This window comes from Longicatena sp., from assembly GCF_982403165.1.
Map to the genome: position 1 here is coordinate 1 of NZ_CEVYEL010000040.1, position 23,955 is coordinate 23,955.

A 23,955-nucleotide genomic window follows, 5' to 3' on the forward strand; every position below is an offset into this window, starting at 1 on the left:
TTAAATAACCTTAAATATAGTAAAAAATATAACCTTGAATTATGATTTTGATCTAAAACAAAGATAGATCTGGTCCTGGAAAAATATGAATCTGGATGTTAAAACAGAGAATGAAGGAGCTTTTTTAGCATCGTGTTTCACTATTTATTATCATCTAACGAAAAGTACAGAAAATAATAATCCCAAAGCAAGCAGTGAATATATAAAAAAGCATAAACACGTAGTAATGGATGGTGTGTTTACTGCAATAAAAAAGAGGTCATAACCTCAATAGATTTACTTTATTCAATCATCTATTTTATTACTACCTCTTCTTTATATCTTTAATAAAAGCATTACGAATGCTTTAACGCTACACTTTCTACTAAATGTCCAATCTTCTCACAAGAATCACAAGCTAATTCCATGCGATCATAGATAGATTTCCAACGAATCACTTCTACAGGATCAAGGGCATCGCTGAATAATTCTCTGGTTGCTTTTGCGAACAAAGTATCGCCTTGCCCTTCCAGATGATTCACCCGCTTGATACAATCCATAATATTATTGTTGTACTGAATCTTTTCAAATTCCTTCATCATTTCACGTACCGCATCACAGCACATGACAATGACCTTTCCATACGCCATGGCTGCTTCTTGTACTTCTTTCACATTATAGATATAAAGGCCGATAGAAACATCTTCCACCATATCCACCATATCATCCAACGCATTACTTAACGCCACAATATCTTCGCGATCCATAGGAGGACGCGAATCTTTTGCTAATACGGTCATAATTTCATGACGACGTAAATCAGCCTCATGCTCAATGCGATGCATTTTCTGCAAATGTACATCAATGGCATTCGGTTGGTAGTCTTTCATCATCTTCATCAATTCAAAAGCCGCCTGATAAGCACATTCTGTCATCAGTTGATATGCCTGAAAATAGTTGTACTTTTTCTTTTTGATCATTCTCATATACCTCTTTATCTATCCCCATTTCCTAATGAAAGGAAATCTTAGAATATTCTATCATAAACGCATATACTATACAATCTGATTCCCTCAAAATTTGTACTATTTCAAAAGTTCTTTCACATATTTCAATACATCTTTTCCCTGAACCCAAATATCCGCAGCAATCCCCTGATATTCACTGGCATACGTTTCAGGAAAATCCCCATATAAATTTCCAAACATGATCTGCAAACCACTTTTATCTAAATAAAAGCTCGTCATCGCACTGCCACTAATTGCTCCTGCGCTCGGCATTCCAATAAAGATCACATTTTCCATCGTATGCAATTCATCTATCAGCATTTCACTGGCGGATGCACTGGTTTCATCTTGCAAGACCAGTAACATGCTTTTATTCTCAATTAGCTTTTTTTCCATATAAGGCTCTTCTATATATAATAAGTTATCATATTTCTGATAATTGGCATCTTCCAATAAGGATGCTAGGGATTGATCGGTTTCCTCATCCATCAACTGTTTGAATTTCTGTTCATGCAACGGCAGTCGCAGCATTCGTGTTCCATAACCACTTATGCGCTGTTTGGCATAGCTATGCGACCACGCATAACTCAACTTTGCATTACCTCCGGGATTGCCCCGTAAATCTAAAATGGCAAGCGGTTTTTGGGAGAATTGCGCTGCCCTTGCTAAAAAAGTTTCGGCATATTGTGCATACGTATCACTGGCTCTGGGATATATCATTTTTGTAATATGCAGATAAGGAATACCTTGCACGATTTTTTCTGTAAGAATATCCTCACTACGCTTCATCTGTTCCACTTTTTCCATAGCTACCTTACGCTCACTTCCATCTGCATAGCGCATGGATAAGTGCGTAATGTTTTTTCTGCTTCGATAAAACAGTTGATAAGAAATGCTGCCATCCTTATGCAAGACAGGCTTTAAATATGCCGCAAGATCTGCATCCTTATGGATACGCACAATGCGTTTTTGATTAGATTGATCATAATAACCATCCTTCTTTTTCACATAAGCCTTTTTTTGATAGTGTACCCCTTGTTCGCAATACATGGTATAGCTTTCATGCAAAGGCTCAAAATCAATTTGAAAATGAACATCTTCGATAAAAGAAAGTTGTTTTCTTAATACTTCACCTAACACTGTTTTCTTAATCTTTGCGTATTTCTTTATCTGTTTATCTACCATTTGCTTTGCTTCTTGGAAACGCGCATCTCCATATATAGGATATTTCCCATACAATGCCTTTAAAGTAAAGAAAACATCTTCTACATCCTGTAGGGCTTCCTTCTGTGTCACACTTTCTTCACCATTCGTTTTTGCCCCATGTGCAATGACATAATCCATTGCTCGATAATACGCTTCACTGCTATTGGAATATGGTGAAAAAGCATCGATTTGCATCGGATTTGGGATAATTTGTGCATGCGCTGCATTGACATATTTCTTATACTCCTGCAACACCTGGGGTACTTTTTCATCTTTTACTTTCGCTGTACAGGCACTCAAGCATAACACACAGCATAAACAGACCCATAATTTTCTCATCGTTTTCCTACTCCTTTTTATTCCATATCTATAGCCTTTTTATACCTTGATCAACAAATTGTTCTTCCCTATGTTTGAACATATGCTTTTATTTCTTTTAACACAGACGCAATATCCTTTTCAATTACGAGTGATTGTTTTGCCAACTGCATGGGACAATATGCTTCCAATTGGTTGATGATAACATAATATGCCTGTGGATTTTCATGAACAAATTGCCAAAAAGGATATTTAATGATGCCCGGAGTATTATTCCCTACTCCTAATTCTAAATATACAATGTGATCATTTTTATGCTGTTTGAGAAATTGCTGATATCGTTTTTGTGCGGCATGCCAACCAGCATCCTCACAAAAATTGGCATCACAGCGTAGATTTACTGTCATAGGGGCATGGCAATAGGGGCAATAAGGAATTAATGCTTTGGGAATGCAACGCTTTTTTTGCTGCAAGACCATCTCCTTTATCACTTTCTCATTATCATACGTCTTGGCATGACAATTGCGTGAACATTGAAATAAGCCATAATCGCCCTGGGTATAAAATAACCGTTCTTTCGCAAATCCATGCAACTGAAACTGATGATCTACATTCGTCGTAATGACAAAATAATCCTTATCTTTGACAAGGGATAATAAGTCTGTATACACTGTATTTACCTGAGCAGCATAACGATTATAATAAATATGTCGGCTCCAATATCCCCAATATTCTTCCAATGTCGCAAAAGGATAAAACCCCGCTTCATACATATTGGAAAAATGATAAACATTAATAAAGTCTTGAAAATAACGATGAAATCGTTCACCATCATAACACAAACCGGCTGCTGTAGATAGCCCAGCTCCGGCACCGATTAAGATTGCATCTGCCTCTTGTAACAGCGCATGCAGCTTTTCAATGTTGGAGATAGGTTTGATAAATGCGTTCGTCTTCGTCTTTAAATACATTAAAGATCACCTTCATTTCATAATTGGTTTCTTGTAAATAGGTTTTCACCGTATGAATAGCAATAGCGGCGGCTTCATCATTAGGAAAATGAAAAACCCCAGTGGATATGCAACAAAATGCGATGGAAGTCAGATGATACTGTTGTGCTAAGCTAAGACAAGAGCGATAGCAAGCTGCCAGTTGTTGCTTCTGCGTATCTGTGACATGTCCATATACGATAGGACCTACCGTATGCAATACATAGGTTGCCGGAAGATGATATCCTTTGGTTATCTTAGCTTTTCCTACAGGCTCTTCCTGCCTTTGTTTTCGCATGATGGCAGCACACTCCTGACGTAATTCTATACCGGCAAAAGTATGAATGGCATTGTCAATGCAACCATGACAAGGTTGAAAACATCCTAACAATTGTGCATTCGCAGCATTCACGATCGCATCTGCTTGTATTCTTGTGATATCACCTTTCCATAAGTAAAGATTCTTATCAAAAGCCTGCATTTGTGCTATGGTAACGATACCTTTTTGGTGTTTTATTGCTTCTAACACTGCCTTTTCATGGTATAAAAAAGCATCAGATACCGGCTTCGGTTCTCTTACATTCACTAAAGAGCGATATAGTCGGAAACATTCTTCTTCCTGTTGCGGCATGGAAATGTCCCTATAAGCTTCATTTTCTTCTAATAGATATTTGATAAGCCATTGTAAATGTTCTTGCATATGATCACTTGCCTTTCTTTATGTAATCATAACGCGTTTCATAGCATTTGCAAAGCAAGCAGTTTATAAGTTCGCCATTATAAACAAACCTGCGTTAGAATCAATATACAAAAGGTGTCACATCAGACACCTTTTGTATTCCTGTGTTTTTTATTCGCACATCAACATGCATCGGCTAATTCATTCATCGAAATCGTGGTAAAATTCATTGATTCTAACACCTTCAACATCGCATTGGCAGTATCGAAGCTGGTAAAACAGCTCACACTGTTTTCTGCTGCTACACGACGTATCAAGAAGCCATCCATAGTCACTTCTTTCTTTTGTGACATGGTATTGATGACATAATTGACATGACCTTTACGGATGACATCTAACACATTCTCCATGGCTTCCTCATGCGCATCAATTTTCTGCACGGTTTTCACATATAAACCATGTGCTTGTAAGTAAGCAGCTGTTCCTTTGGTTGCCAGTATGCCATATCCGATGGCTGAGAAGCGTTTGGCTATCAAAAGTCCTTCTTCTTTGTCCTCATCGGCGATGGTCAATAAGACATTGCCATGTGTAGGAATCTTTACACCACTTGCCAACAATGCTTTATATAAGGCTTTTTCCAGTGTTACATCTCCTCCCAAGGCTTCACCGGTGGATTTCATTTCCGGACCTAATACGGTATCAACACTGCGCAGCTTGGCAAAAGAGAAGACCGGTGCTTTGACAAAGACGCGTTGACTTTGTGGTCGTATGCCTTCTGCATAGCCCTGTTCTTTTAACGAATGACCAAGTGCACAGCGTGTTGCCACATGACTCATTGGAACCCCGGTAATCTTAGATAAGAATGGTACGGTACGAGAAGAGCGTGGATTTACTTCAAGGACATATACCTGTTCCGCTTTATCAATGATGAATTGAATATTGTATAAACCAATAAAATGGAAACCTTTACCGATACGAATCGCATAATCCACGATCGTATCTTTCACCTTTTGCGAAACGGTTTGCGCTGGATATACTGAAATGGAATCTCCGGAGTGGATGCCGGCACGTTCGATATGCTCCATGATGCCGGGAATATACACCTGCTCACCATCACAGATAGCATCAATTTCCATCTCTTTTCCCACAATATATTTATCTACCAAGATAGGCGCATCGTGGCTGATTTCTTTTACCGCCGTTGCCATATATATCTTTAAATCAGCATCGTTATGCACGATTTCCATAGCACGGCCGCCAAGCACATAACTTGGACGTACCAACACCGGATAACCGATCTTATTCGCAATGACTAAGGCTTCTTCAACCGTCACGGCGGTTTCCCCGGTTGGCTGTGGAATATTCAGCTTATGCAGCATTTTTTCAAATGCATGTCGATCTTCGGCACGATCAATGTTTTCTAAGGACGTACCTAAAATCTTTACCCCACGTTTTACGAGCTGATCGGCTAAGTTGATAGCCGTCTGCCCACCAAATTGGACAATAACCCCTAAAGGCTGTTCTAAATCAACCACATGCATAACATCCTCAATGGTTAATGGTTCAAAATACAGCTTATCAGAGATAGAGAAATCGGTGGATACTGTTTCCGGATTGTTGTTGATAACGATGGCTTCATAACCACATTCACGCAAGGTCATGACACAATGAACCGTCGCATAATCAAATTCAACACCCTGTCCGATACGAATCGGTCCACTGCCTAACACGATGATTTTTTGACGATCACTGCGTATAGATTCATTTTCTTCTTCATATGTGGAATAAAAATATGGTGTAGCACTCGCAAATTCCGCAGCGCAAGTATCTACCATCTTATACACCGGACAAATGCCGTGTTGTTTACGTAAGTCATAAACAGCTTTTTCTTCCATTCCCCAACTACGAGCTATAAAACTATCCGCAAAGCCACAGCGTTTAATATCCCATAAGATTTGAATATCCTTTGGATGTTGTTTCATACGTTCTTCTAAGGCGATGATGTGGGCAAATTTTTCTAAAAAGAAGGTATCGATCTTGGTAATATCATGAATGCGTGACAAGCTTTCTTTTCTTCGCAACAATTCGGCAATACCAAACATGCGCTGATCATCTTTTATCGTAATGCTCTTCCACAGCTCTTCCTTTGCTTTTTCTTTACTTTCTTTATTTTCGATATGATCACATTTCATTTCCAGTGAGCGTATCGCCTTTAAGAAGCTTTCTTCAAAGCATCTTCCAATTGCCATGACTTCCCCAGTTGCCTTCATCTGGGTACCTAAACGACGATCGGCATGAGGGAATTTATCAAAAGGAAAACGTGGCAGTTTCGTGACAACATAATCTAACGCCGGTTCAAAACAAGCATAGCTGGTATTGGTAATCGGATTGATAATTTCATCTAAGGTAAGGCCAACCGCAATTTTCGCTGCGATTTTGGCAATCGGATAACCGGTTGCTTTTGAAGCCAGCGCACTGGAACGTGATACGCGAGGATTTACTTCAATGATGTAATATTTAAAAGATGCAGGATCCAAAGCTAACTGCACATTACAGCCACCACAGATCTTTAAAGCGCGAATAATCTTTAAACTGGCATTGCGCAGCATCTGATGCTCACGATCACTCAATGTCTGTACCGGCGCTACGACCATCGAATCTCCTGTATGTATCCCCACCGGATCGATATTTTCCATATTGCAGACGACGATGGCATTATCATGCGCATCCCGCATGACCTCATATTCGATTTCCTTAAAACCGGCAATACTGCGTTCAATTAAGCATTGCTGTACCGGAGAAAGTTTTAAACCATTTTCGGTGATGATACGAAGTTCTTCTTCTGTATCCACAAAACCACCACCGGTACCTCCTAAGGTATAGGCAGGACGTACAACAAGCGGATAACCAATCGTTTGGGCAAAGGCAAGTGCTTCTTCTACAGTATGAACAATGGCACTTTCCGGTACCGGTTCTTTGATTTCATACATCAATTCACGGAATAATTCACGATCTTCCGCCTGGTTGATAGCGGTTAAATCAGTACCTAAAATTTCTACACCATATGCATCCAGAATTCCTGAATTGGCAAGCTCTACCACCAGATTCAAACCAGTCTGTCCACCCAAGCTTCCTAAGATAGCATCAGGACGTTCCTTATAAATGATGCGGCTGGCAAATTCTACGGTCAAAGGTTCCATGTATACACGATCGGCAATCGCGGTATCTGTCATGATCGTTGCCGGATTAGAATTGATCAAAATGACTTCATAACCTTCTTCTTTTAAAGATTGGCATGCCTGAGAACCGGCATAATCAAATTCCGCCGCCTGGCCAATGACGATTGGACCAGAACCAATCACCATGATTTTTTTAATATCTGTACGCTTTGGCATATTACACACGCTCCTTTTCCATCAGTTCCATAAATTGGTCGAATAAATAATTGCTGTCTTCCGGTCCGGGAGCAGCTTCCGGATGATATTGTACACTGAAGATCGGATAGCGCTGATGACGCACACCTTCCACACTTTTATCATTTAAGGCTTGATGGCTCATCACCAGTTCGCTATTTTCCAAACTTTCCGCTTCTACTGCATAGCCATGATTCTGTGATGTCATTTCAACTTTACCGGTTGCTAAATTCATGACCGGATGATTACAACCACGATGTCCGAATTTCAACTTCACGGTATTGGCTCCACAAGCTAAGGCAATCAACTGATGTCCTAAACAAATTCCAAAGATGACGACCTTTCCCATCAATTCTCGTATGGTCTGTATCGCAACTTGCATATCCTTAGGATCACCAGGACCATTGCTGAGCATTACCCCATCCGGATGCAAGGCTAAGATGGCTTCTGCACTTGTATCGTATGGCATAACGATCAAATCACAATGACGTTTTGATAATTCACGAATGATGCCATGCTTAGCACCAAAATCCAACAATACGACCTTTTTCCCTCGTGATGGAATCGGAAAAGGTTTTTGCGTGGATACACGCGCCACTTGATCATGCAGATACGGTGTTGCTTTTAACATCTTTACCGTTTCCTCAACATTCGCATCTGCATCTGCCAAAATGGCCCGCATCGTTCCGCTGTTGCGCAGTTTGCGAGTGATTGCTCTGGTATCCACACCGGCAATGCCTGGAATATGTTTTTGTTTTAAAAAGGTATCTAAGCTCATATCCCCGCGAAAATTGCTAGGTGTTTCACAGTATTCTCTGACCACAAAGCCAAAGACAGCAGGATCCAAACTTTCAAAATCATCTCGATTGATGCCATAATTTCCAATGAGTGGATAGGTCATCAAAACGATTTGTCCGCAATAGGATAAGTCACTCAATACCTCCTGATAACCGCTCATTCCGGTATTAAACACAAGTTCACCGACCTGATAAGTATCATCACCAAAGGCGATCCCTTCATAGACACTGCCATCTTCTAAAATTAATTTTCGTTTTTGCATAACCGTATCCTCCTGTTTGCTTGCCTTACATGTAAGGACTTACATTTCTTTTTTCCACCAAAAAGGCATAGACGCTATCAAATAGTGCTATGCCCCTTTGCTTTACTTCTTCATCCAAGATTCATCTTTTGGATCTTTTTTCCATGCTTTTAATTTTTCAAGATCATTTTCCTTGATGTACGCATTTTCTAAAGCTACATCAATCAAGACATCGTAGTTACTTAATGTCTTAAAGCTGCATGCGATAGAATCAAACAATTCACTGCTTGCTGGTAACAGATAGGTAAAGATAGCCACAACGCCCAATACCTCAGCACCTGCTTCACGCAAAGATAAGATGACATCCTTTACGGAACCACCGGTAGAAATTAAATCTTCCACAACAACGACTTTCGCACCTTTTTCGATCTTTCCTTCGATCTTATTTCCTTTGCCATGTGTCTTATTGGAACTACGTACGTAGCCAAATGGTTTTTCCATCTTATCCGCAACCATTGCACCCCAAGGAATACCGGCAGTAGCTGTACCAACGATGACTTCTGCTTCACTGTATTCTTTCTGAATCAACTCGACAAAGCCCTGCACAACGACACTGCGTTTTTCAGGAAAGGATAATACCAAACGGTTGTCACAGTAGATGGGACTTTTAATACCGCTTGCCCAAGTGAATGGATCATTTGGCTGTAAGGATACTGCCTTAATATCTAACAGGTTTTTCGCAACTGTTTTTTCTATGCTCATCTTATTTTCCCTCCATGATTGCTTCTATTTCGTTATATGTCTTATATGGATCTTCACTCTTGGTGATACTGCGGCCTACGACGATATAGTCACAGCCTTCTTCTTTGGCAAACTGTGGAGTAGCCACACGTTTTTGATCATCCTTAGAATCAGAGCTTAAACGAATACCTGGGGTTACCGTTAAAAAGTCAGCCCCGCATGCTTCATGAATGGCTCGTGCTTCATGCACGGAACAAACCACACCGTCTAAGCCGCTTTCCTTTGCCAATTTAGCATAGGAAATAACAACATCCTTCACATCTCCAGGAATCAACAATTCTTCATTCATAGCTTCCTGTGAAGTGCTGGTTAACTGTGTGACTGCGATACACAAAGGACGTTTGCCATTGACAGCTCCTTCGTTTAAGCCTTCCATGGCTGCCTTCATCATCGCACTGCCACCAGCCACATGCAAGTTTACCACATCCACATCCAGCTTTGCCAGATTCTTCATTCCGTTTTTTACTGTGTTTGGAATATCATGCAATTTCAAATCAAGAAAGATTTTATGCCCTCTTTCCTTGATTTCACGAATCATTTCAAAACCAAACGCGTACGTCAGCTCCATCCCTACCTTTACATAGATAGGTTTATCAAACTTATCAAGAAAATTCATCACATCTTCTTTTTTTGAAAAATCCAATGCTACCATCGTTCTGCTCATTACTTAAAACTCCTTCCTACAGCTTCGTGCAAACTGTTTACCCCATAGGTTTCAAGAACCTTTGGCAACTCTTCAATTATTTTAACACAACAGTAAGGATCAATAAAGTTCTGCATGCCAACTTCAACAGCACTTGCTCCGGCATATAAGAATTCTAAGACATCTTCTGCTCTGGTAATACCCCCAACTCCGATGATCGGGATGTTGACAGCCTGGGCTACCTGATACACCATACGAATGGCTACCGGTTTGATAGCAGGCCCACTTAAGCCTCCGGTAACATTCGCCAAGATTGGTTTTCCGGTATGTAAATCTAAGCGCATGCCCATCATCGTATTGATCATGACCAAGCCATCGGCTCCCGCTTCTTCTACCGCTTTCGCAATCTCGACAATGTTGGTAACATTCGGAGATAATTTCACGTAGACCGGCTTATTGGCTGCTGCTTTGGCCATTTTGGTTACTTTGGCAGCCAGTTCAGGTGTTGTGCCTAAACCGATACCGCCATGTTTAACATTCGGGCAACTGATATTTAATTCATAAGCTTTAACAACCTGTGAAGCATTCAGTTTTTCAATGACCTCAACGTATTCTTCTTCACTGGCACCTGCTACATTGGCAATGATTTCCGTATCAAACTGCGCCAGCCATGGCAATTCTTTTTCCATGATGACATCGACACCGGGATTTTGTAAACCAATGGCATTTAACATGCCACTTGGTGTTTCCGCAACGCGTGGTGTCGGATTACCAAAACGTTTCTGTGGGGTAGCACTCTTTATCGCAATGCCTCCCAGTATGCTTAAATCATATAATTCCGCAAATTCACGGCCAAAGCCAAAACAGCCGCTCGCTGGAATAATCGGATTCTTCAGGTTTAATCCTGGCAGTTTTACATGTAGATCCATTAGAATTCCACCTTTCCGATTGGGAATACCGGTCCTTCCTTACAGATGCGATGATATAAGTTGGCTTCTTTTTTATCCTTTGCCACACAAGCCATACATGCCCCAATACCACATGCCATACGGCTTTCAAAAGACATATATCCTTTTTGATAAGCAGCTTCTATCGCCTTTAACATCGGACGCGGACCACAGCTATAAGTAAAATCACAAGTAATGGCATGAGCCTGAATGGCATCCATGACCGTTCCTTTTACACCATAGGAGCCATCCATCGTAGCTACAACGACATGACAGCCTAAGGCTTTAAATTCCTGTTCATAGAAGATGCTGTCCTTATCATTAAATCCTAAGACAACATGTACTTCCTTGCGTAACACACGATATTGTTTCGCTAATTCATACAGCGGCGGCACACCAACGCCACCTCCGATCAATAAGACTTCATTGCGATTTTCATGAATCGGATAGCTGCTGCCTAAAGGTCCGAAGACATCAATGGTATGATGCGCATGTTTCTTAGCTAAGGCTAAAGTGCCATCGCCAACGACCTTATAGACGATGACAAAGCCATCCGCCTCAATGCTGGAGATACTGATAGGACGACGCAGCATATAGCCATCAATCTTGATATTCACAAATTGTCCGGGTTTCATATCCTTTGCCATACCTGCCGCAATTTTCATGCGGTAGGTATCTTTGGCAATTTTTTCATTACTTTGGATAATTCCTTTTTCTTCCTGCATCTTAATCCTCCAATTCATTCATAGAAATGGTTGTGAAGGTCTGTGCCTCCAGTACACGCAGAATAGCATTTGCCGTATCCAGTGACGTGAAACAGCTGATGTTGTTTTCAGCAGCGGCACGACGAATTTCAAAGCCATCCTGATTAGCGGTCTTGGAAATGCTCATTGTGTTGATGACATAATTGATACGTCCTTTACGAATGACATCTACCACATTCTCGCCTTCTGCTTCATTTACTTTATTTACGGTACGTACATAAATACCATTTTCTTTTAAGAGATTTGCTGTACCCTTGGTCGCATAGATACCATAGCCGATGTTAGAGAAACGTTTGGCGATCTTTAAGCCTTCTTGCTTATCCGCATCCGCAACCGTCAATAAGACATTGCCATGCAAAGGAATCTTCACTCCACTTGCCAACAGTGCTTTATATAAAGCTTTCTCTAATGTATCATCACCGCCTAAGGCTTCTCCGGTTGATTTCATTTCTGGACCTAAGGTTGTATCAACACTGCGCAGTTTGGCAAAAGAGAAGACTGGCGCTTTGACAAAGACACGTTCACCTTCTGGATGTACGCCTTCTTCATAGCCTTGTTCTTTTAAGGAATGGCCAAGTATACAGCGAGTTGCCACATAACTCATTGGTACACCGGTAATCTTAGATAAGAATGGTACGGTACGAGAAGAGCGTGGATTTACTTCCAGCACATACACTTTCTCATCTTTATCAACAATGAACTGAATATTGTATAAGCCGATGAAGTGGAAACCTTTTCCGATGCGGATGGCATACTCAATGATCGTATCCTTCACCTTTTGAGAAGCTGTTGGTGCCGGATAGACCGAGATTGAGTCACCGGAATGGACACCGGCACGCTCGATATGTTCCATGATACCTGGAATATACACATGCTCACCATCACAGATAGCGTCAATTTCCATCTCTTTACCAACGATATATTTATCTACTAAGATTGGGGCATCATGACTGATTTCTTTTACCGCAGTTGCCATGTATACCTTTAAGTCATCATCGTTATGCACGATTTCCATGGCACGGCCACCTAATACATAGCTTGGACGCACTAATACCGGATATCCGATTTTATTCGCAATCACCAAGGCTTCTTCTACCGTTACTGCCGTTTCTCCCATTGGTTGTGGAATTTCTAGCTTATGCAGCATTTCTTCAAATTCATGGCGATCTTCGGCACGGTCGATATTTTCTAAAGAAGTACCTAAGATCTTCACACCGCGTTCTACCAGCTTATCGGCTAAGTTGATAGCGGTCTGTCCACCGAACTGCACAATGACACCTAATGGCTGTTCCAGATCGATGATGTGCATAACATCTTCAATCGTCAATGGTTCAAAATATAATTTATCGGAAATGGAGTAATCTGTCGATACTGTTTCCGGATTGTTGTTAATAACGATGGCTTCATAGCCACATTCACGCAAGGTCTTTACACAATGTACGGTCGCATAGTCAAATTCGACACCCTGTCCGATGCGGATAGGACCACTTCCTAGCACAATGATCTTCTTATTATTGCTGGAGATACTTTCGTTTTCATGCTCATACGTAGAATATAAGTATGGGGTATGGGATACATACTCTCCGGCACAGGTATCCACATTCTTATATACCGGAATGATCTGCTGCTGTTTGCGCAGTTCATATACTTCACGTTCGCTCATCTCCCATTTTCTGGCGATATAGCTATCCGCAAAGCCCATTTTCTTCGCATGTCGCAAGACTTCTAAATCCCCTTTATGGGCAGCGATGACTTCTTCATAGGCAACGATATTTTTGAAACGATTTAAGAAATAGCGATCCATCTTCGTTACATTAAAGATATCCTCTACACTAGCGCCTCTTCTTAATAAAGCAGTAATGACATAGATACGTTCATCATCACTACGTTCTAACTTCTTCCACAACTCTTCTTCACTTAAGGCATTGACATCCTTTTGTTCCAGATGATCGGTCTTCATTTCAAGAGAGCGGATGGCTTTTAAGATAGCTTCATCAAAGGTACGTCCAATGGACATGACCTCTCCGGTTGCCTTCATCTGCGTACCTAAGCTACGATCCCCTTTTGGGAATTTGTCAAAGGCAAAGCGTGGGAATTTCGCAACAACATAGTCGATGCATGGTTCTACACAGGCATAGCTTGTCTGCGTAACCGGATTGATGATTTCATCCAGCGTTAAACCAACCGCAACCTTCGCAGCTAGTTTGGCAATTGGATAACCGGTTGCCTTACTTGCTAAGGCACTGGAACGTGAAACACGCGGATTGACCTCGATCACATAGTATTTAAAGGAATTTGGATCTAAGGCCAACTGGACGTTACAACCACCGCAAATCTTTAAGGCACGAATGATCTTTAAAGCAGATGCACGCATGATGCCACATTCACGATCGGTTAAGGTCTGCGTCGGTGCTACAACGATAGAATCTCCGGTATGAATACCAACTGGATCCACATTTTCCATGTTGCAGACAACGATGGCATTATCTGCATTATCACGCATAACTTCGTATTCGATTTCTTTATAGCCCGCAATGCTTTGTTCAATCAGACACTGATGTACCGGAGAAATCTTTAAACCATTGTCACAAATCGTACGTAGTTCGGCTTCACTGTGCGCAAAACCACCACCGGTACCACCTAAGGTAAAGGCTGGACGTACAACAACCGGATAACCATTTATATTTGCGAAGTCAACGGCTTCTTCAATCGTATGCACGATGACACTTTCCGGTACCGGTTCACCGATTTCATACATCAGCTCACGGAATTTATCACGGTCTTCGGCTTTTTCAATCGCATCCAATGCCGTACCTAAAACTTCTACGTGATATTCATCCAAGATGCCACTTTCTGCCAATTCAACGACCAGATTCAAGCCGGTCTGTCCACCTAAGCTGCCCAAGATAGCATCCGGACGTTCTTTATAGATGATACGGCTGGCAAATTCCAGTGTTAATGGTTCAATGTATACACGATCTGCAATGACCGAATCGGTCATGATCGTTGCAGGGTTAGAGTTAATCAAAACGACTTCATAGCCTTCCTCACGCAAAGAGGTACAAGCCTGTGTACCGGCATAATCAAATTCTGCCGCCTGTCCGATGACGATTGGTCCAGAACCAATCACCATGATTTTCTTAATATCTGTTCTCTTTGGCATTCTATTCAGCACTCCTTTCCTGCATCATCTTGCAGAAATCGTCAAATATATAATTGCAGTCATCTGCTCCTGGAGCAGCCTCTGGTTCAAAGGAGAAAGACAGCAATGGATAAGTTTCATGTTCACAACCTTCAATCGAATTATCATTTAATGCCTTATAAGTCACGATCAAGCCGGTTCCGATAAGGGAATCTTCCGCAATCTCATAGCCATGGTTTTGCGCCGTAAACTCAATTTTATTTTTCTTTAAGTTACGTACCGGTGAACTATTGCCATGATGGCCAACCTTCATCTTAACGACTTTTGCGCCACATGCACAGGCAATCACTTCATGACCTAACCCAATGCCCAACATTGGCAGCTTGCCTAATAAAGCTTTGCAGGTTGCAATCGTTTCCGGAATATCTTCCGGTGCCCCAGGGCCACCGCTGAAGACTACACCATCCGGATGGATTGCTAAGATATCCTCAGCACTCATATTGTAAGGCACAACAACCAAGTCACAGCCACGCATGTTAAATTCACGGATGACCGCAAACTTCGTTCCGATATCCACCATGACAACCTTTGCGCCTCGTGATGGAATAGGGAATGGTTTTTGCGCAGATACCTGCTGTACTCCATCATGAGGCAATTCGCTGTTTTTCAGCATGGCAACAACTTCTTCCACATTTGCATCTTCATCTGCCATGATTGCCTTTAAAGTACCATGATCTCTGATCTTACGCGTAATTTCACGAGTGTCAATATCGGCAATGCCCGGGATACCTTTTAATTTCATGAAGGCATCTAGCGTCATATCACTGCGAAAGTTACTAGGCTCTTCACAGTATTCTTTTACAACAAAGCCAAATACCATAGGGGAAATACTTTCAAAATCATCGCGGTTGATGCCGCAGTTGCCCATTGCCGGATACGTCATCATAACGATTTGTCCATAATACGATAAATCAGAAATGATTTCCTGATAACCGCTCATACCGGTCTGAAAGATCAATTCTCCCATACGATAATTGTCAGCGCCAAAAGCAATTCCTTCATACACACTGCCATCTTCTAAAATCAAGCGTCTTTTTTTCATGCGAATTCCTCCTTCTTGTGTTCATACACACAGGTTCCATTGCAGAAGGTCTGGATGACCCAACCTGCTACCTCTACACCGTCAAATGGTGTGTTCTTACCTTTCGAATAAAACTTGTCTTTGTCCACCTTGTGATAGCTTTCCAGATCTACAAGGATGAAATCAGCGTCATAGCCTACAGCTAATTTACCTTTGCGCTTTAAGCGGAAACGTTTTGCGACAGCTTCACTCATCCAATACACGAGCTGTCCTAAGGTAAAGCGTTTTTCTTCTTTCACAAATTTCGTATATAGTAAGGGGAAGGCGGTTTCTAAGGCAACAATGCCAAAGGGTGCCTCTTCCATACCTTTTTGTTTTTCTGCTTCTGCATGTGGGGCATGATCGTTCGCAATAAAATCAATCGTGCCATCTAGCAAGCCTTGAATCAGTGCTTGGCGATCTTCTTCGCTGCGCAGCGGTGGATTCATCTTATGGTTAGGTCCTTCAACATCCATCTCATTTAGCAACAAGTGATGTGCGGTTACTTCACCACTGCAATCCACACCAAGCGCTTTATATTCTTTTAAATAGGCAACACTTTCCTTCGCACTCATATGACACACATGATAGCGACAACCGATAGCTTTCGCTAAGTCTAAATCACGTTTCATCTGCGCATACTCGCAAGCACTGGGAATACCTAATAGATGCAATTCTTGATTGCGAATGCCTTCATGCATACAAGCCTTTGGTCTGCGATAGCGCATATCTTCCGTATGTGCCACGATCATACCATCTACTTCCTTGCATGCCTGCATCGCTTGTTTCATCATTTCTGCTGTTGCCACACCAACACCATCATCAGAGAAAGCATGAATGCCCATGGCACTCAGTCCTTTCATATCTACGACTTCCTTGCTGGCTTCCCCTTTTGTGATACAAGCATATGGCAGTACATGAACAAGTGCATCCTGTTTGATTTTTGCTAAGTAGGCAGTCATTGTATCAACATTATCCGGATAAGGGATGACATTGGGCATTGCCATGATCGTTGTAAAACCACCATGGGCAGCTGCCTTGGTGCCGCTTTGTATCGTTTCCTTATGCGTATAACCCGGTTCTCGCAAATGCACATGTGCATCGATCAAACCCGGCAATACCGCATGTCCTGCGGCATCAATCACTTCCGCCTCGGTATCATCAATATGTTCTGCTATCTGTTTGATCCCGGTTTCATCAAAAAGCATTTCTGCTTTCTTTAACTCGTTATCCAACAGCAAATAGCCATTTTTTATCAGTTTCATATGCTTCCTCCTAGCGATCGAATGGCGCATAGCCTAACGCACGTTTCACAACCGCTTTACGTACCAGCACACCATTGCTCATCTGCTGAAAGATACGGCTGTTTTTAGCTTCTACCAAGTCACTGTCAATTTCCACACCGCGATTGACCGGTGCAGGATGCATGATAATCGCATTTGGCTTCATCATGGCCGCTCTTTCCTTTGTCAAACCATAGTTTTGCAAGTATTCTTCCTTGCTCATCTTCATCGTCTCTTGATGGCGTTCATGCTGAATGCGCAGCATCATGACAACATCTGCCCATTGCACAGCTTCATTTATATCTTTATAAGAAGTATCGGTTTCTACCCATTCCTTAGGACCGCTGAAGCATACCTCTCCACCTAGCAAATCCATAGCTTCCTTGATGCTGTTGGCAACACGGGAATGCTTTACATCACCGATTACGGCTACCTTAATACCTTCAAAGGTGTGAAATTCTTGATAGATCGTTAATAGATCCAATAAGCATTGGGTTGGATGATTCCCGCAGCCATCTCCTGCATTCAAGATTGGAATTTGAATATTTTCCAATTCTTTAAAGTATTCATCCTGACTATGGCGAATAACAAGCGCATCATAGCCAATGCTTTCAAATGTCTTTACGGTATCGTATAAGGATTCTCCTTTTTCAACGCTGCTTCCCTGTGCGGTGAAGTTTTCCACGCTTGCTCCTAATTGATGCTGTGCTGATGCAAATGAGAAGTGCGTTCGTGTGCTTGGTTCAAAAAAAAGATTAGCAATCAACGTACGACGAGGAAATTGCCAATCTGATTGGGAACACGAAAACGCTTCAGCATCATGGAGAATATCAAAAATCTCTTCTTTTGTTAAATCGCAGATTCTTAACAAACTGTTTTTGTTCATAACCTAACCTCCATGGCTTTAAAAAAAGCCCTTTTGCATACAAAAGGACCTTACATCACTATCTCCAGTTATCTTTCCTTCATAACCTCTCTGGATTATTTTAAAGGACCTTTTTCTATTGATAATTTTACCATATATCATCAAGATTACAAGAATTTTTTTATGAAATTCATACGCACATTAGCTCATCTTATTTCTACTCTGCATTTTAAGCTTTCTGAATCACTTCCTTTTTGATGCGTATCTTCTTAACGATACGGATATCGCATGCCCTACCATTTCTTTCTATTATTTTTGAATGTCTTTTTATAACTCGGATAGATCCTTTCCTATATGGTCTATTAAGAAACGTTCTTCCATTCCTTTACTATCTTTTGTTATATAGCATTTCTGTTTCATCATTTGCCAGTATCTTGTACTTTTTTTCTTGATTGGCAATAAATTGCTCACTATAGCGGAAAAATTCATGAAAACGTGATGTAAGCTCCACATCTCGCGTCAATAAGCGATGGGCATATTCTTGTCTTATTATATCATCATGAAATTGAAATAAAAAATCATACATGAAGAAATAAGCATGCAACTCTTTTTTAGCACAAAGGCCACTCGTACTTAACAATGCCGTATAAGATAATAAAGCATCTACACATTGTTCGACACTTTGGTTTAGTGCCTGTAAATGTTTTTTGGCCTGGTTACTGCGAATATATGGATTTCTATCCCAAAAAGGCGCATGCTGCAACTGCTCTAACTGCTTTTTTAAATCATTGACATAAAGCTTCAGCTTAGCTCCTTCTATATAAATCTTTCGCTGTATGGATGAATCCATCATGCTAACACCCGCTTTAAGATTGCTTCAACCATCGTAGCATTGCGATAATGCAGTGGATATTTTTTTACAACATCTTTTTGACGATGTAGAAAACGTAAAGATACACTTGGCATTTCATCCTGCAAATCAATTTTCATCCATAATTGCAATTCGTCATATGGATAACACATTTCGCCCTGGATAAACTTTTTCCGTTTCCAATGCATATGAGTTCTTGTTTCTCTGTCCTCCCAAAGTTGAAACTGCTCTATTACTTCCGGCAATAAAGGTATCTTCACGAATTCTTTTGGATATTTTTGAAATTGCTGAATCATCATGGTCCGCAATCGTTCATTTTGTTTCCGTCGCACTTCCTGTTGTTTAGCCTCTTTACGATTTACTATATCCAAGATACGCTGAGCATTTTGTGCATTACCATCTAAATAACGTTGATGAATATACATCAGATCTTTCGCATCATTTAATGCATTATGATCAACAGCCCCCTGAATATCATAGATCAGCTTCATATCATCCAAAGATAAGCTTGGAGAAATAATCTTATTTTGAAATTTTACGGTTGCGGATATTTCTTTTTGTAAATCTTGAATACGATCAAACAGTGCACCATCAATATGATGAATAGCGCAATTTTTCATTAATGTTCTGCGATCATCCGGCCCACAGCTGTATAACTGAATATCGGCTAACTCACCAAAGCGTTGCAACCATGATAAAAAATGCTCTGTGACCACTTCCAAGGGCTCAGCAGCTAAAATTTCTTTATCTTTTAAATGCGTCATCTTTTTTACAACAGGTGTCAGATGGCGAAAATATCTTGGCCGTACTAATGTATAAAACGTATCTAACATCTGTTTCTGTCGACAAGCTACAGCACCGAAACTGATGACCGCCTGTTCAAAGCGTTTCTGATAACGCACTGCATCAAATTCTGCATCAATATATACTTGAATCATCTTGTTACCTCACTGTTCTTATTATAGTAAGATTTGAAAGAGAAAGCAATAAAGGGCTCCCTTTTTCAGCAATTTGCCTGCGTATATGTGAAATATGCTGGCAATTCATGGTAAAATAGAAATAGTTTTAAGAAAAAGGAGCACTGGTTATGTTTACACATAAGAAAATAGACTTACATTTACACTTTGATGGTTCTTTACCCTTAGCATATGCGTATACTTTGGCAAAGCAACACCCATCCTTACAAAAACTAGATGAAAAAGCCTTTCAAAAACGGATGCAGGTAGATGCTGATTGTCATTCCCTGTACGATTATTTAGCACGTTTTGATACACCGCTGGCTTTATTACAGACACCGGAAGCGTTATACTTTGGCATGTGTGCGTGCATCGAAAACTTAGCTAATCAAGGTCTTATCTATGCTGAAATCCGCTTTGCTCCACAACAGCATACGCGAGGTGGTTTATCACAACAGCGTGTAGTTGAAATCTTATTGCAGGCACGAAAAGATTGTGCCTTGCGCTTTTCGCAACTTAAAGTAAATTTCATTTTATGTATGATGGTACTTGGTGAAGAATCGCTAACACATCAGGCGAATGTAGAAACTGTGCATTTATGTCACCGCTATCTTAAGGATGGCGTCGTTGCCCTTGATTTAGCCGGTGCAGAAGGGTTAGCCCCGATGATAGATTTCAAACAATTATTTGCTTTGGCACGCTCTTATCAAATTCCCTTGACCATTCATGCTGGTGAAAGTTATGGTCCAGAAAACATTAAAACCGCCATTGCCTTTGGAGCATCAAGGATTGGGCATGGGACAAGTGCCTTGCTAGATGAAGAAGTCATGGCTTTGTTAAGAGATCAACAAATACCGCTAGAAGTCTGTATTACCAGTAATGTACAATGTGAAGTCACAGCATCGTATGAGGCACATCCTATTCATCAATATCTCTCCTATGGCATTCCTATCACAATCAATACCGATAATATGACCATTTCACATACCGACCTAGATAAAGAATATGCTTATCTGATAAAGTACCAAAATTTTCAGGAAGAAGATTTAGCTGCCTGTCTGTCAACTTCGCTGCAAGCTGCCTTTTTAAGTGAACATGAAAAGAATGAATTGCGTAACCTTTTGCAAAAGGAGTCTTTGTGATGCTAAAAGAATATATCTTTTTGGCATGGTTTACTTGCCTTTTCATTCTTATCCTTTTAAAAGCTGTTATGCTACTAGAAACAAAGCATTCGTAACGCATAACGATTAGTATACTCTTGAAAAGATAAAAGGTGAAGTTAGCGGCTATGCGAAAACGCTAAAATAAGAAGATCGTACCTATTGTATTCTGAAAAGAACCCTTTTCGTTTGGTTATCCAAACGTTAGGGTCCACTTCCTTACTTAAGATACTATCTTCTTTTTTTCTTAATTTGTTCACCGTTTATGAATATATGGATTTTCGGCACAGTACACAAAATGGCACATATCCATATGGTAATACTGCTTAACGATAACGCCGGTTTTTATCATGCCGTTACGTTCTGCAACCTTGATAGATGCCGCATTATTATCGCGAATGATAGAAAAGACCCAAGGGGCATGAAGTTTGGTAAACGCATATTCCTTCACTGCTTTCGCTGCTTCAATCGCATACCCTTGATGCCAATATGCTCGCTGTAGCAGATAGCCGATTTCAAGTAGCTTTCGACCATCGATTTCTTGTATTGTTAAACCACACTGTCCTATGAAATTACCATCATGTTTCCTAATCAACGCCCATAAACCGAAACCATCTTCATCATAACGAGCTAACTGGCGCTGTAGCCACGCTTCCACTTCTTCATCACTAAATGCATGCGCATAAGCATACATGGCGACTTCATCCTGCAATGTTTTCTTCAAATTATCCATATCATCGTAACACAACTTACGAAATACTAAGCGATTTGTTTCTAAGATGTTATCCATGAGACAATACGACCGTAATCAAATGCGGATGATTATGAATGCGCAAAGGGAACTTACTATTTCCCAATCCACGGCTGACAACTAACACACTGTCTTTTCCATGATACAATCCATCACAATAAGTAGGTTTCCATCCTTGATGAGGAGAAAATAATCCCTGTCGATGACCGATTCCTATTTGACCGCCATGGGCATGACCACTAAAAATCAAATGATAGCCACAAGCTTCATACCAAGGAAAATATTCCGGACGATGACTTAATAAAATCGTAAAATCATCTTTAACCGCTTTGCGCAGTTCAACCAAAGTTCGTGCAAATTGCGAAGAACTATCCTCATAAAAATATGGGTCTTTCACACCTACGATAGCCATTGTATCGTCATCCTTTGATAAATAAGCTATGCGATTATCCAAAATCTTAACGCCTTGTTTTCGCAAATATGCAACCAGTGTTAAATAAATAGGACTATTCGCCTCATGATTTCCCGGTACATAATACACAGGAGCCATACGTACAATTTCCTGAATGAGGGCTTTCATAGGTCTAAGGTTTGTTTCCTTGCTTCTTGCTCCATCAATTAAATCACCGGTAATTACAATGATATCTGCATGTGCAAACTGTATTTCTTTTAACAGTTTTTTCTGGTAATGTCCAAAGCTGGTATTATGCAAATCAGAGATATGCAATATGCGACAGCCATGAAATGCATTCGGTACCTTTTTATTCTGATACACAAAGGTTTCACAATCTAAGGTATGATTTTCATGATAGCTCCACCAAATGCCCCCTGTACACATTGCCCCTGCTAAAAAGGCCTTTGTTTTATTTTTCATATGTTTCACCTCACATAGGATTTCTATGTAAAATTATACCACCTTTTTCTGTCTTTTCCTATTCTTTTCCTTAATAGCTATGCTATAATACTTACACGAATAAGCATAGAAAAGTAAAGGGAGATTTTCATGAAAGAAACGCATATCGGAATCATTGGTTCCTGTGTCTGTGATGTCATCCTGACATTACCTAAACTTCCCACAACAGCACAAGATGTACATCTGTATACCCAAACGATGCGATTAGGTGGTTGTGCATACAACGCTGCGCAAGTGTTACAAGTACTCCAACAACCCTATGTATTGTTTTCGCCTGTGGGCAAAGGAATTTATGGAGATTATGTACGTACTCATCTGCATGATAACCATATGCATTCCATAATCGAAGATGTTGAAGACGAAAACGGCTGTTGTTATTGCTTAGTTGAGGATAGTGGTGAACGTACCTTTTTATCCTTACATGGCTGTGAATATCGCTTTCAGAAAGCTTGGTTCACAAGACTGGATGCCTATACCTTTGACAGTGTATATATTTGCGGCTTAGAAATAGAGGAAGATAGTGGTCGTTATATTTTAGAATGGCTCCAACAACACCCTGAAGTGACTATCTATTTTGCCCCTGGGCCACGAATTTGTAAAATACCATCAGAGCGCATGCAGGCATTGTTACGCATGCATGCCATACTTCATATCAATGAAGAAGAAGCACTATCCTATACCCATTCAACAAGCATTCAACAAGCTGCCACAATGCTTTATGCCCAAAGTCATGCACCAATCATCATTACATTAGGAGCGAAGGGTGTTTATTTCTATGATGGCATGCAAGCATTCACCATTCCTTCCCCAAGTGTACAAGTAAAAGATACGATTGGAGCCGGTGATACCCATATAGGAGCTTTGCTTGCCCTAAGACACATGAAAAAGGATTGGCCAACTGCCCTTTTCTATGCCAATCAGCTAGCTGCAAAAGTTGTTTCGCATGTAGGTGCTGACTTACGCAAAGAAGATGTAACAGACTTATTCCCTCACATAAAATCTTTACGTAATTGTTGGAAACCATGATAATGTAAATACCACCAGATACTGCCACATGCAATTAAACATAAACCAAAAAATAAATAAAGCGCGTCATGTGAGGAAGAAAC

General features: G+C 40.7%; 20 protein-coding genes. 2 read left to right on the top strand and 18 right to left on the bottom strand.

Annotation, left to right across the window (positions count from 1 at the left end; translation table 11 throughout):
• Positions 1-335: 335 nt before the first annotated feature.
• From AC1VS3_RS09195 to AC1VS3_RS09270, 16 genes are all read right to left on the bottom strand, one after another.
• Positions 336-959 carry a DUF47 domain-containing protein gene (locus AC1VS3_RS09195; RefSeq protein WP_119983609.1) on the bottom strand — a complete coding sequence of 208 codons (624 nt, stop codon included), beginning with the start codon at positions 957-959 and terminating at the stop codon, positions 336-338.
• A 105-nt stretch (positions 960-1,064) separates the two neighbouring features.
• Entirely contained in the window at positions 1,065-2,531 is a 1,467-nt protein-coding gene (locus tag AC1VS3_RS09200) for a S41 family peptidase (protein WP_120136502.1), read from the bottom strand.
• 68 nt (positions 2,532-2,599) lie between these two features.
• Positions 2,600-3,481, bottom strand: a complete 882-nt coding sequence (locus tag AC1VS3_RS09205; protein ID WP_119983611.1) for an SIR2 family NAD-dependent protein deacylase — start codon at positions 3,479-3,481, stop codon at positions 2,600-2,602.
• Positions 3,429-4,199, bottom strand: a complete 771-nt coding sequence (locus AC1VS3_RS09210; protein WP_119983612.1) for a protein-ADP-ribose hydrolase — start codon at positions 4,197-4,199, stop codon at positions 3,429-3,431. The genes AC1VS3_RS09205 and AC1VS3_RS09210 overlap by 53 nt, the downstream gene beginning before the upstream one ends.
• A gap of 161 nt (positions 4,200-4,360) precedes the next feature.
• Positions 4,361-7,573 (bottom strand): carbamoyl-phosphate synthase large subunit, encoded by a 3,213-nt coding sequence (gene carB / locus AC1VS3_RS09215; protein WP_119983625.1) that lies wholly within the window; start codon positions 7,571-7,573, stop codon positions 4,361-4,363.
• Between the two features lies 1 nt (position 7,574).
• Positions 7,575-8,651: a carbamoyl phosphate synthase small subunit gene (locus AC1VS3_RS09220; protein ID WP_119983626.1), complete on the bottom strand. Its 1,077-nt coding sequence runs from the start codon at positions 8,649-8,651 to the stop codon at positions 7,575-7,577.
• Between the two features lie 102 nt (positions 8,652-8,753).
• Positions 8,754-9,392: an orotate phosphoribosyltransferase gene (gene pyrE, locus AC1VS3_RS09225; protein ID WP_008687805.1), complete on the bottom strand. Its 639-nt coding sequence runs from the start codon at positions 9,390-9,392 to the stop codon at positions 8,754-8,756.
• A 1-nt stretch (position 9,393) separates the two neighbouring features.
• Positions 9,394-10,095, bottom strand: coding sequence for an orotidine-5'-phosphate decarboxylase (pyrF, locus tag AC1VS3_RS09230; RefSeq protein ID WP_119983627.1), 702 nt, complete (start codon positions 10,093-10,095; stop codon positions 9,394-9,396).
• Positions 10,095-11,003, bottom strand: a complete 909-nt coding sequence (locus AC1VS3_RS09235; protein ID WP_481275610.1) for a dihydroorotate dehydrogenase — start codon at positions 11,001-11,003, stop codon at positions 10,095-10,097. Before AC1VS3_RS09235 ends, pyrF begins: the two co-directional genes overlap by 1 nt.
• Positions 11,003-11,746, bottom strand: coding sequence for a dihydroorotate dehydrogenase electron transfer subunit (locus AC1VS3_RS09240; protein WP_119983628.1), 744 nt, complete (start codon positions 11,744-11,746; stop codon positions 11,003-11,005). The genes AC1VS3_RS09235 and AC1VS3_RS09240 overlap by 1 nt, the downstream gene beginning before the upstream one ends.
• Position 11,747: 1 nt before the next feature.
• Positions 11,748-14,948: a carbamoyl-phosphate synthase large subunit gene (gene carB, locus AC1VS3_RS09245; RefSeq protein ID WP_119983629.1), complete on the bottom strand. Its 3,201-nt coding sequence runs from the start codon at positions 14,946-14,948 to the stop codon at positions 11,748-11,750.
• A gap of 1 nt (position 14,949) precedes the next feature.
• The gene (gene carA, locus AC1VS3_RS09250; protein ID WP_119983630.1) at positions 14,950-16,029 is read right to left on the bottom strand and encodes a glutamine-hydrolyzing carbamoyl-phosphate synthase small subunit; all 1,080 of its coding nucleotides are present in this window, start codon (positions 16,027-16,029) and stop codon (positions 14,950-14,952) included.
• Positions 16,026-17,312: a dihydroorotase gene (locus AC1VS3_RS09255; protein ID WP_119983631.1), complete on the bottom strand. Its 1,287-nt coding sequence runs from the start codon at positions 17,310-17,312 to the stop codon at positions 16,026-16,028. Before AC1VS3_RS09255 ends, carA begins: the two co-directional genes overlap by 4 nt.
• Positions 17,313-17,322: 10 nt before the next feature.
• Entirely contained in the window at positions 17,323-18,216 is an 894-nt protein-coding gene (locus AC1VS3_RS09260) for an aspartate carbamoyltransferase catalytic subunit (protein WP_119983632.1), read from the bottom strand.
• 367 nt (positions 18,217-18,583) lie between these two features.
• Positions 18,584-19,048 (bottom strand): hypothetical protein, encoded by a 465-nt coding sequence (locus AC1VS3_RS09265; protein WP_008978603.1) that lies wholly within the window; start codon positions 19,046-19,048, stop codon positions 18,584-18,586.
• Entirely contained in the window at positions 19,045-20,004 is a 960-nt protein-coding gene (locus tag AC1VS3_RS09270; RefSeq protein WP_119983633.1) for an exonuclease domain-containing protein, read from the bottom strand. Before AC1VS3_RS09270 ends, AC1VS3_RS09265 begins: the two co-directional genes overlap by 4 nt.
• A gap of 149 nt (positions 20,005-20,153) precedes the next feature.
• On the opposite strand from AC1VS3_RS09270, the gene add reads away from it, so the two are divergent.
• The gene (gene add, locus AC1VS3_RS09275) at positions 20,154-21,164 is read left to right on the top strand and encodes an adenosine deaminase (RefSeq protein WP_119983634.1); all 1,011 of its coding nucleotides are present in this window, start codon (positions 20,154-20,156) and stop codon (positions 21,162-21,164) included.
• A 274-nt stretch (positions 21,165-21,438) separates the two neighbouring features.
• On the opposite strand, the gene AC1VS3_RS09280 is transcribed toward add, so the two are convergent.
• Both AC1VS3_RS09280 and AC1VS3_RS09285 read right to left on the bottom strand, forming a co-directional pair.
• Positions 21,439-21,972 carry a GNAT family N-acetyltransferase gene (locus tag AC1VS3_RS09280; protein WP_119983635.1) on the bottom strand — a complete coding sequence of 178 codons (534 nt, stop codon included), beginning with the start codon at positions 21,970-21,972 and terminating at the stop codon, positions 21,439-21,441.
• Positions 21,965-22,807 (bottom strand): metallophosphoesterase, encoded by an 843-nt coding sequence (locus AC1VS3_RS09285; protein WP_008687782.1) that lies wholly within the window; start codon positions 22,805-22,807, stop codon positions 21,965-21,967. The genes AC1VS3_RS09280 and AC1VS3_RS09285 overlap by 8 nt, the downstream gene beginning before the upstream one ends.
• Positions 22,808-22,936: 129 nt before the next feature.
• On the opposite strand from AC1VS3_RS09285, the gene AC1VS3_RS09290 reads away from it, so the two are divergent.
• Positions 22,937-23,872, top strand: a complete 936-nt coding sequence (locus AC1VS3_RS09290; RefSeq protein ID WP_119983637.1) for a PfkB family carbohydrate kinase — start codon at positions 22,937-22,939, stop codon at positions 23,870-23,872.
• Positions 23,873-23,955 lie beyond the last annotated feature (83 nt).

What these genes read in the sequence shown, in the direction of transcription:
- AC1VS3_RS09210 (WP_119983612.1), bottom strand. Translation starts at nt 4,199, where the DNA reads ATGCAAGAACATTTACAATGGCTTATCAAATATCTATTAGAAGAAAAT.
- pyrE (WP_008687805.1), bottom strand. Translation starts at nt 9,392, where the DNA reads ATGAGCATAGAAAAAACAGTTGCGAAAAACCTGTTAGATATTAAGGCA.
- AC1VS3_RS09285 (WP_008687782.1), bottom strand. Translation starts at nt 22,807, where the DNA reads ATGAAAAATAAAACAAAGGCCTTTTTAGCAGGGGCAATGTGTACAGGG.
- AC1VS3_RS09260 (WP_119983632.1), bottom strand. Translation starts at nt 18,216, where the DNA reads ATGAACAAAAACAGTTTGTTAAGAATCTGCGATTTAACAAAAGAAGAG.
- AC1VS3_RS09290 (WP_119983637.1), top strand. Translation starts at nt 22,937, where the DNA reads ATGAAAGAAACGCATATCGGAATCATTGGTTCCTGTGTCTGTGATGTC.
- pyrF (WP_119983627.1), bottom strand. Translation starts at nt 10,095, where the DNA reads ATGAGCAGAACGATGGTAGCATTGGATTTTTCAAAAAAAGAAGATGTG.
- AC1VS3_RS09255 (WP_119983631.1), bottom strand. Translation starts at nt 17,312, where the DNA reads ATGAAACTGATAAAAAATGGCTATTTGCTGTTGGATAACGAGTTAAAG.
- AC1VS3_RS09200 (WP_120136502.1), bottom strand. Translation starts at nt 2,531, where the DNA reads ATGAGAAAATTATGGGTCTGTTTATGCTGTGTGTTATGCTTGAGTGCC.
- AC1VS3_RS09220 (WP_119983626.1), bottom strand. Translation starts at nt 8,651, where the DNA reads ATGCAAAAACGAAAATTAATTTTAGAAGATGGCAGTGTCTATGAAGGG.
- AC1VS3_RS09195 (WP_119983609.1), bottom strand. Translation starts at nt 959, where the DNA reads ATGATCAAAAAGAAAAAGTACAACTATTTTCAGGCATATCAACTGATG.
- carB (WP_119983629.1), bottom strand. Translation starts at nt 14,948, where the DNA reads ATGCCAAAGAGAACAGATATTAAGAAAATCATGGTGATTGGTTCTGGA.
- AC1VS3_RS09205 (WP_119983611.1), bottom strand. Translation starts at nt 3,481, where the DNA reads ATGTATTTAAAGACGAAGACGAACGCATTTATCAAACCTATCTCCAAC.
- AC1VS3_RS09265 (WP_008978603.1), bottom strand. Translation starts at nt 19,048, where the DNA reads ATGATGGATTCATCCATACAGCGAAAGATTTATATAGAAGGAGCTAAG.
- carB (WP_119983625.1), bottom strand. Translation starts at nt 7,573, where the DNA reads ATGCCAAAGCGTACAGATATTAAAAAAATCATGGTGATTGGTTCTGGT.
- add (WP_119983634.1), top strand. Translation starts at nt 20,154, where the DNA reads ATGTTTACACATAAGAAAATAGACTTACATTTACACTTTGATGGTTCT.
- AC1VS3_RS09235 (WP_481275610.1), bottom strand. Translation starts at nt 11,003, where the DNA reads ATGGATCTACATGTAAAACTGCCAGGATTAAACCTGAAGAATCCGATT.
- AC1VS3_RS09240 (WP_119983628.1), bottom strand. Translation starts at nt 11,746, where the DNA reads ATGCAGGAAGAAAAAGGAATTATCCAAAGTAATGAAAAAATTGCCAAA.
- carA (WP_119983630.1), bottom strand. Translation starts at nt 16,029, where the DNA reads ATGAAAAAAAGACGCTTGATTTTAGAAGATGGCAGTGTGTATGAAGGA.
- AC1VS3_RS09270 (WP_119983633.1), bottom strand. Translation starts at nt 20,004, where the DNA reads ATGATTCAAGTATATATTGATGCAGAATTTGATGCAGTGCGTTATCAG.
- AC1VS3_RS09280 (WP_119983635.1), bottom strand. Translation starts at nt 21,972, where the DNA reads ATGGATAACATCTTAGAAACAAATCGCTTAGTATTTCGTAAGTTGTGT.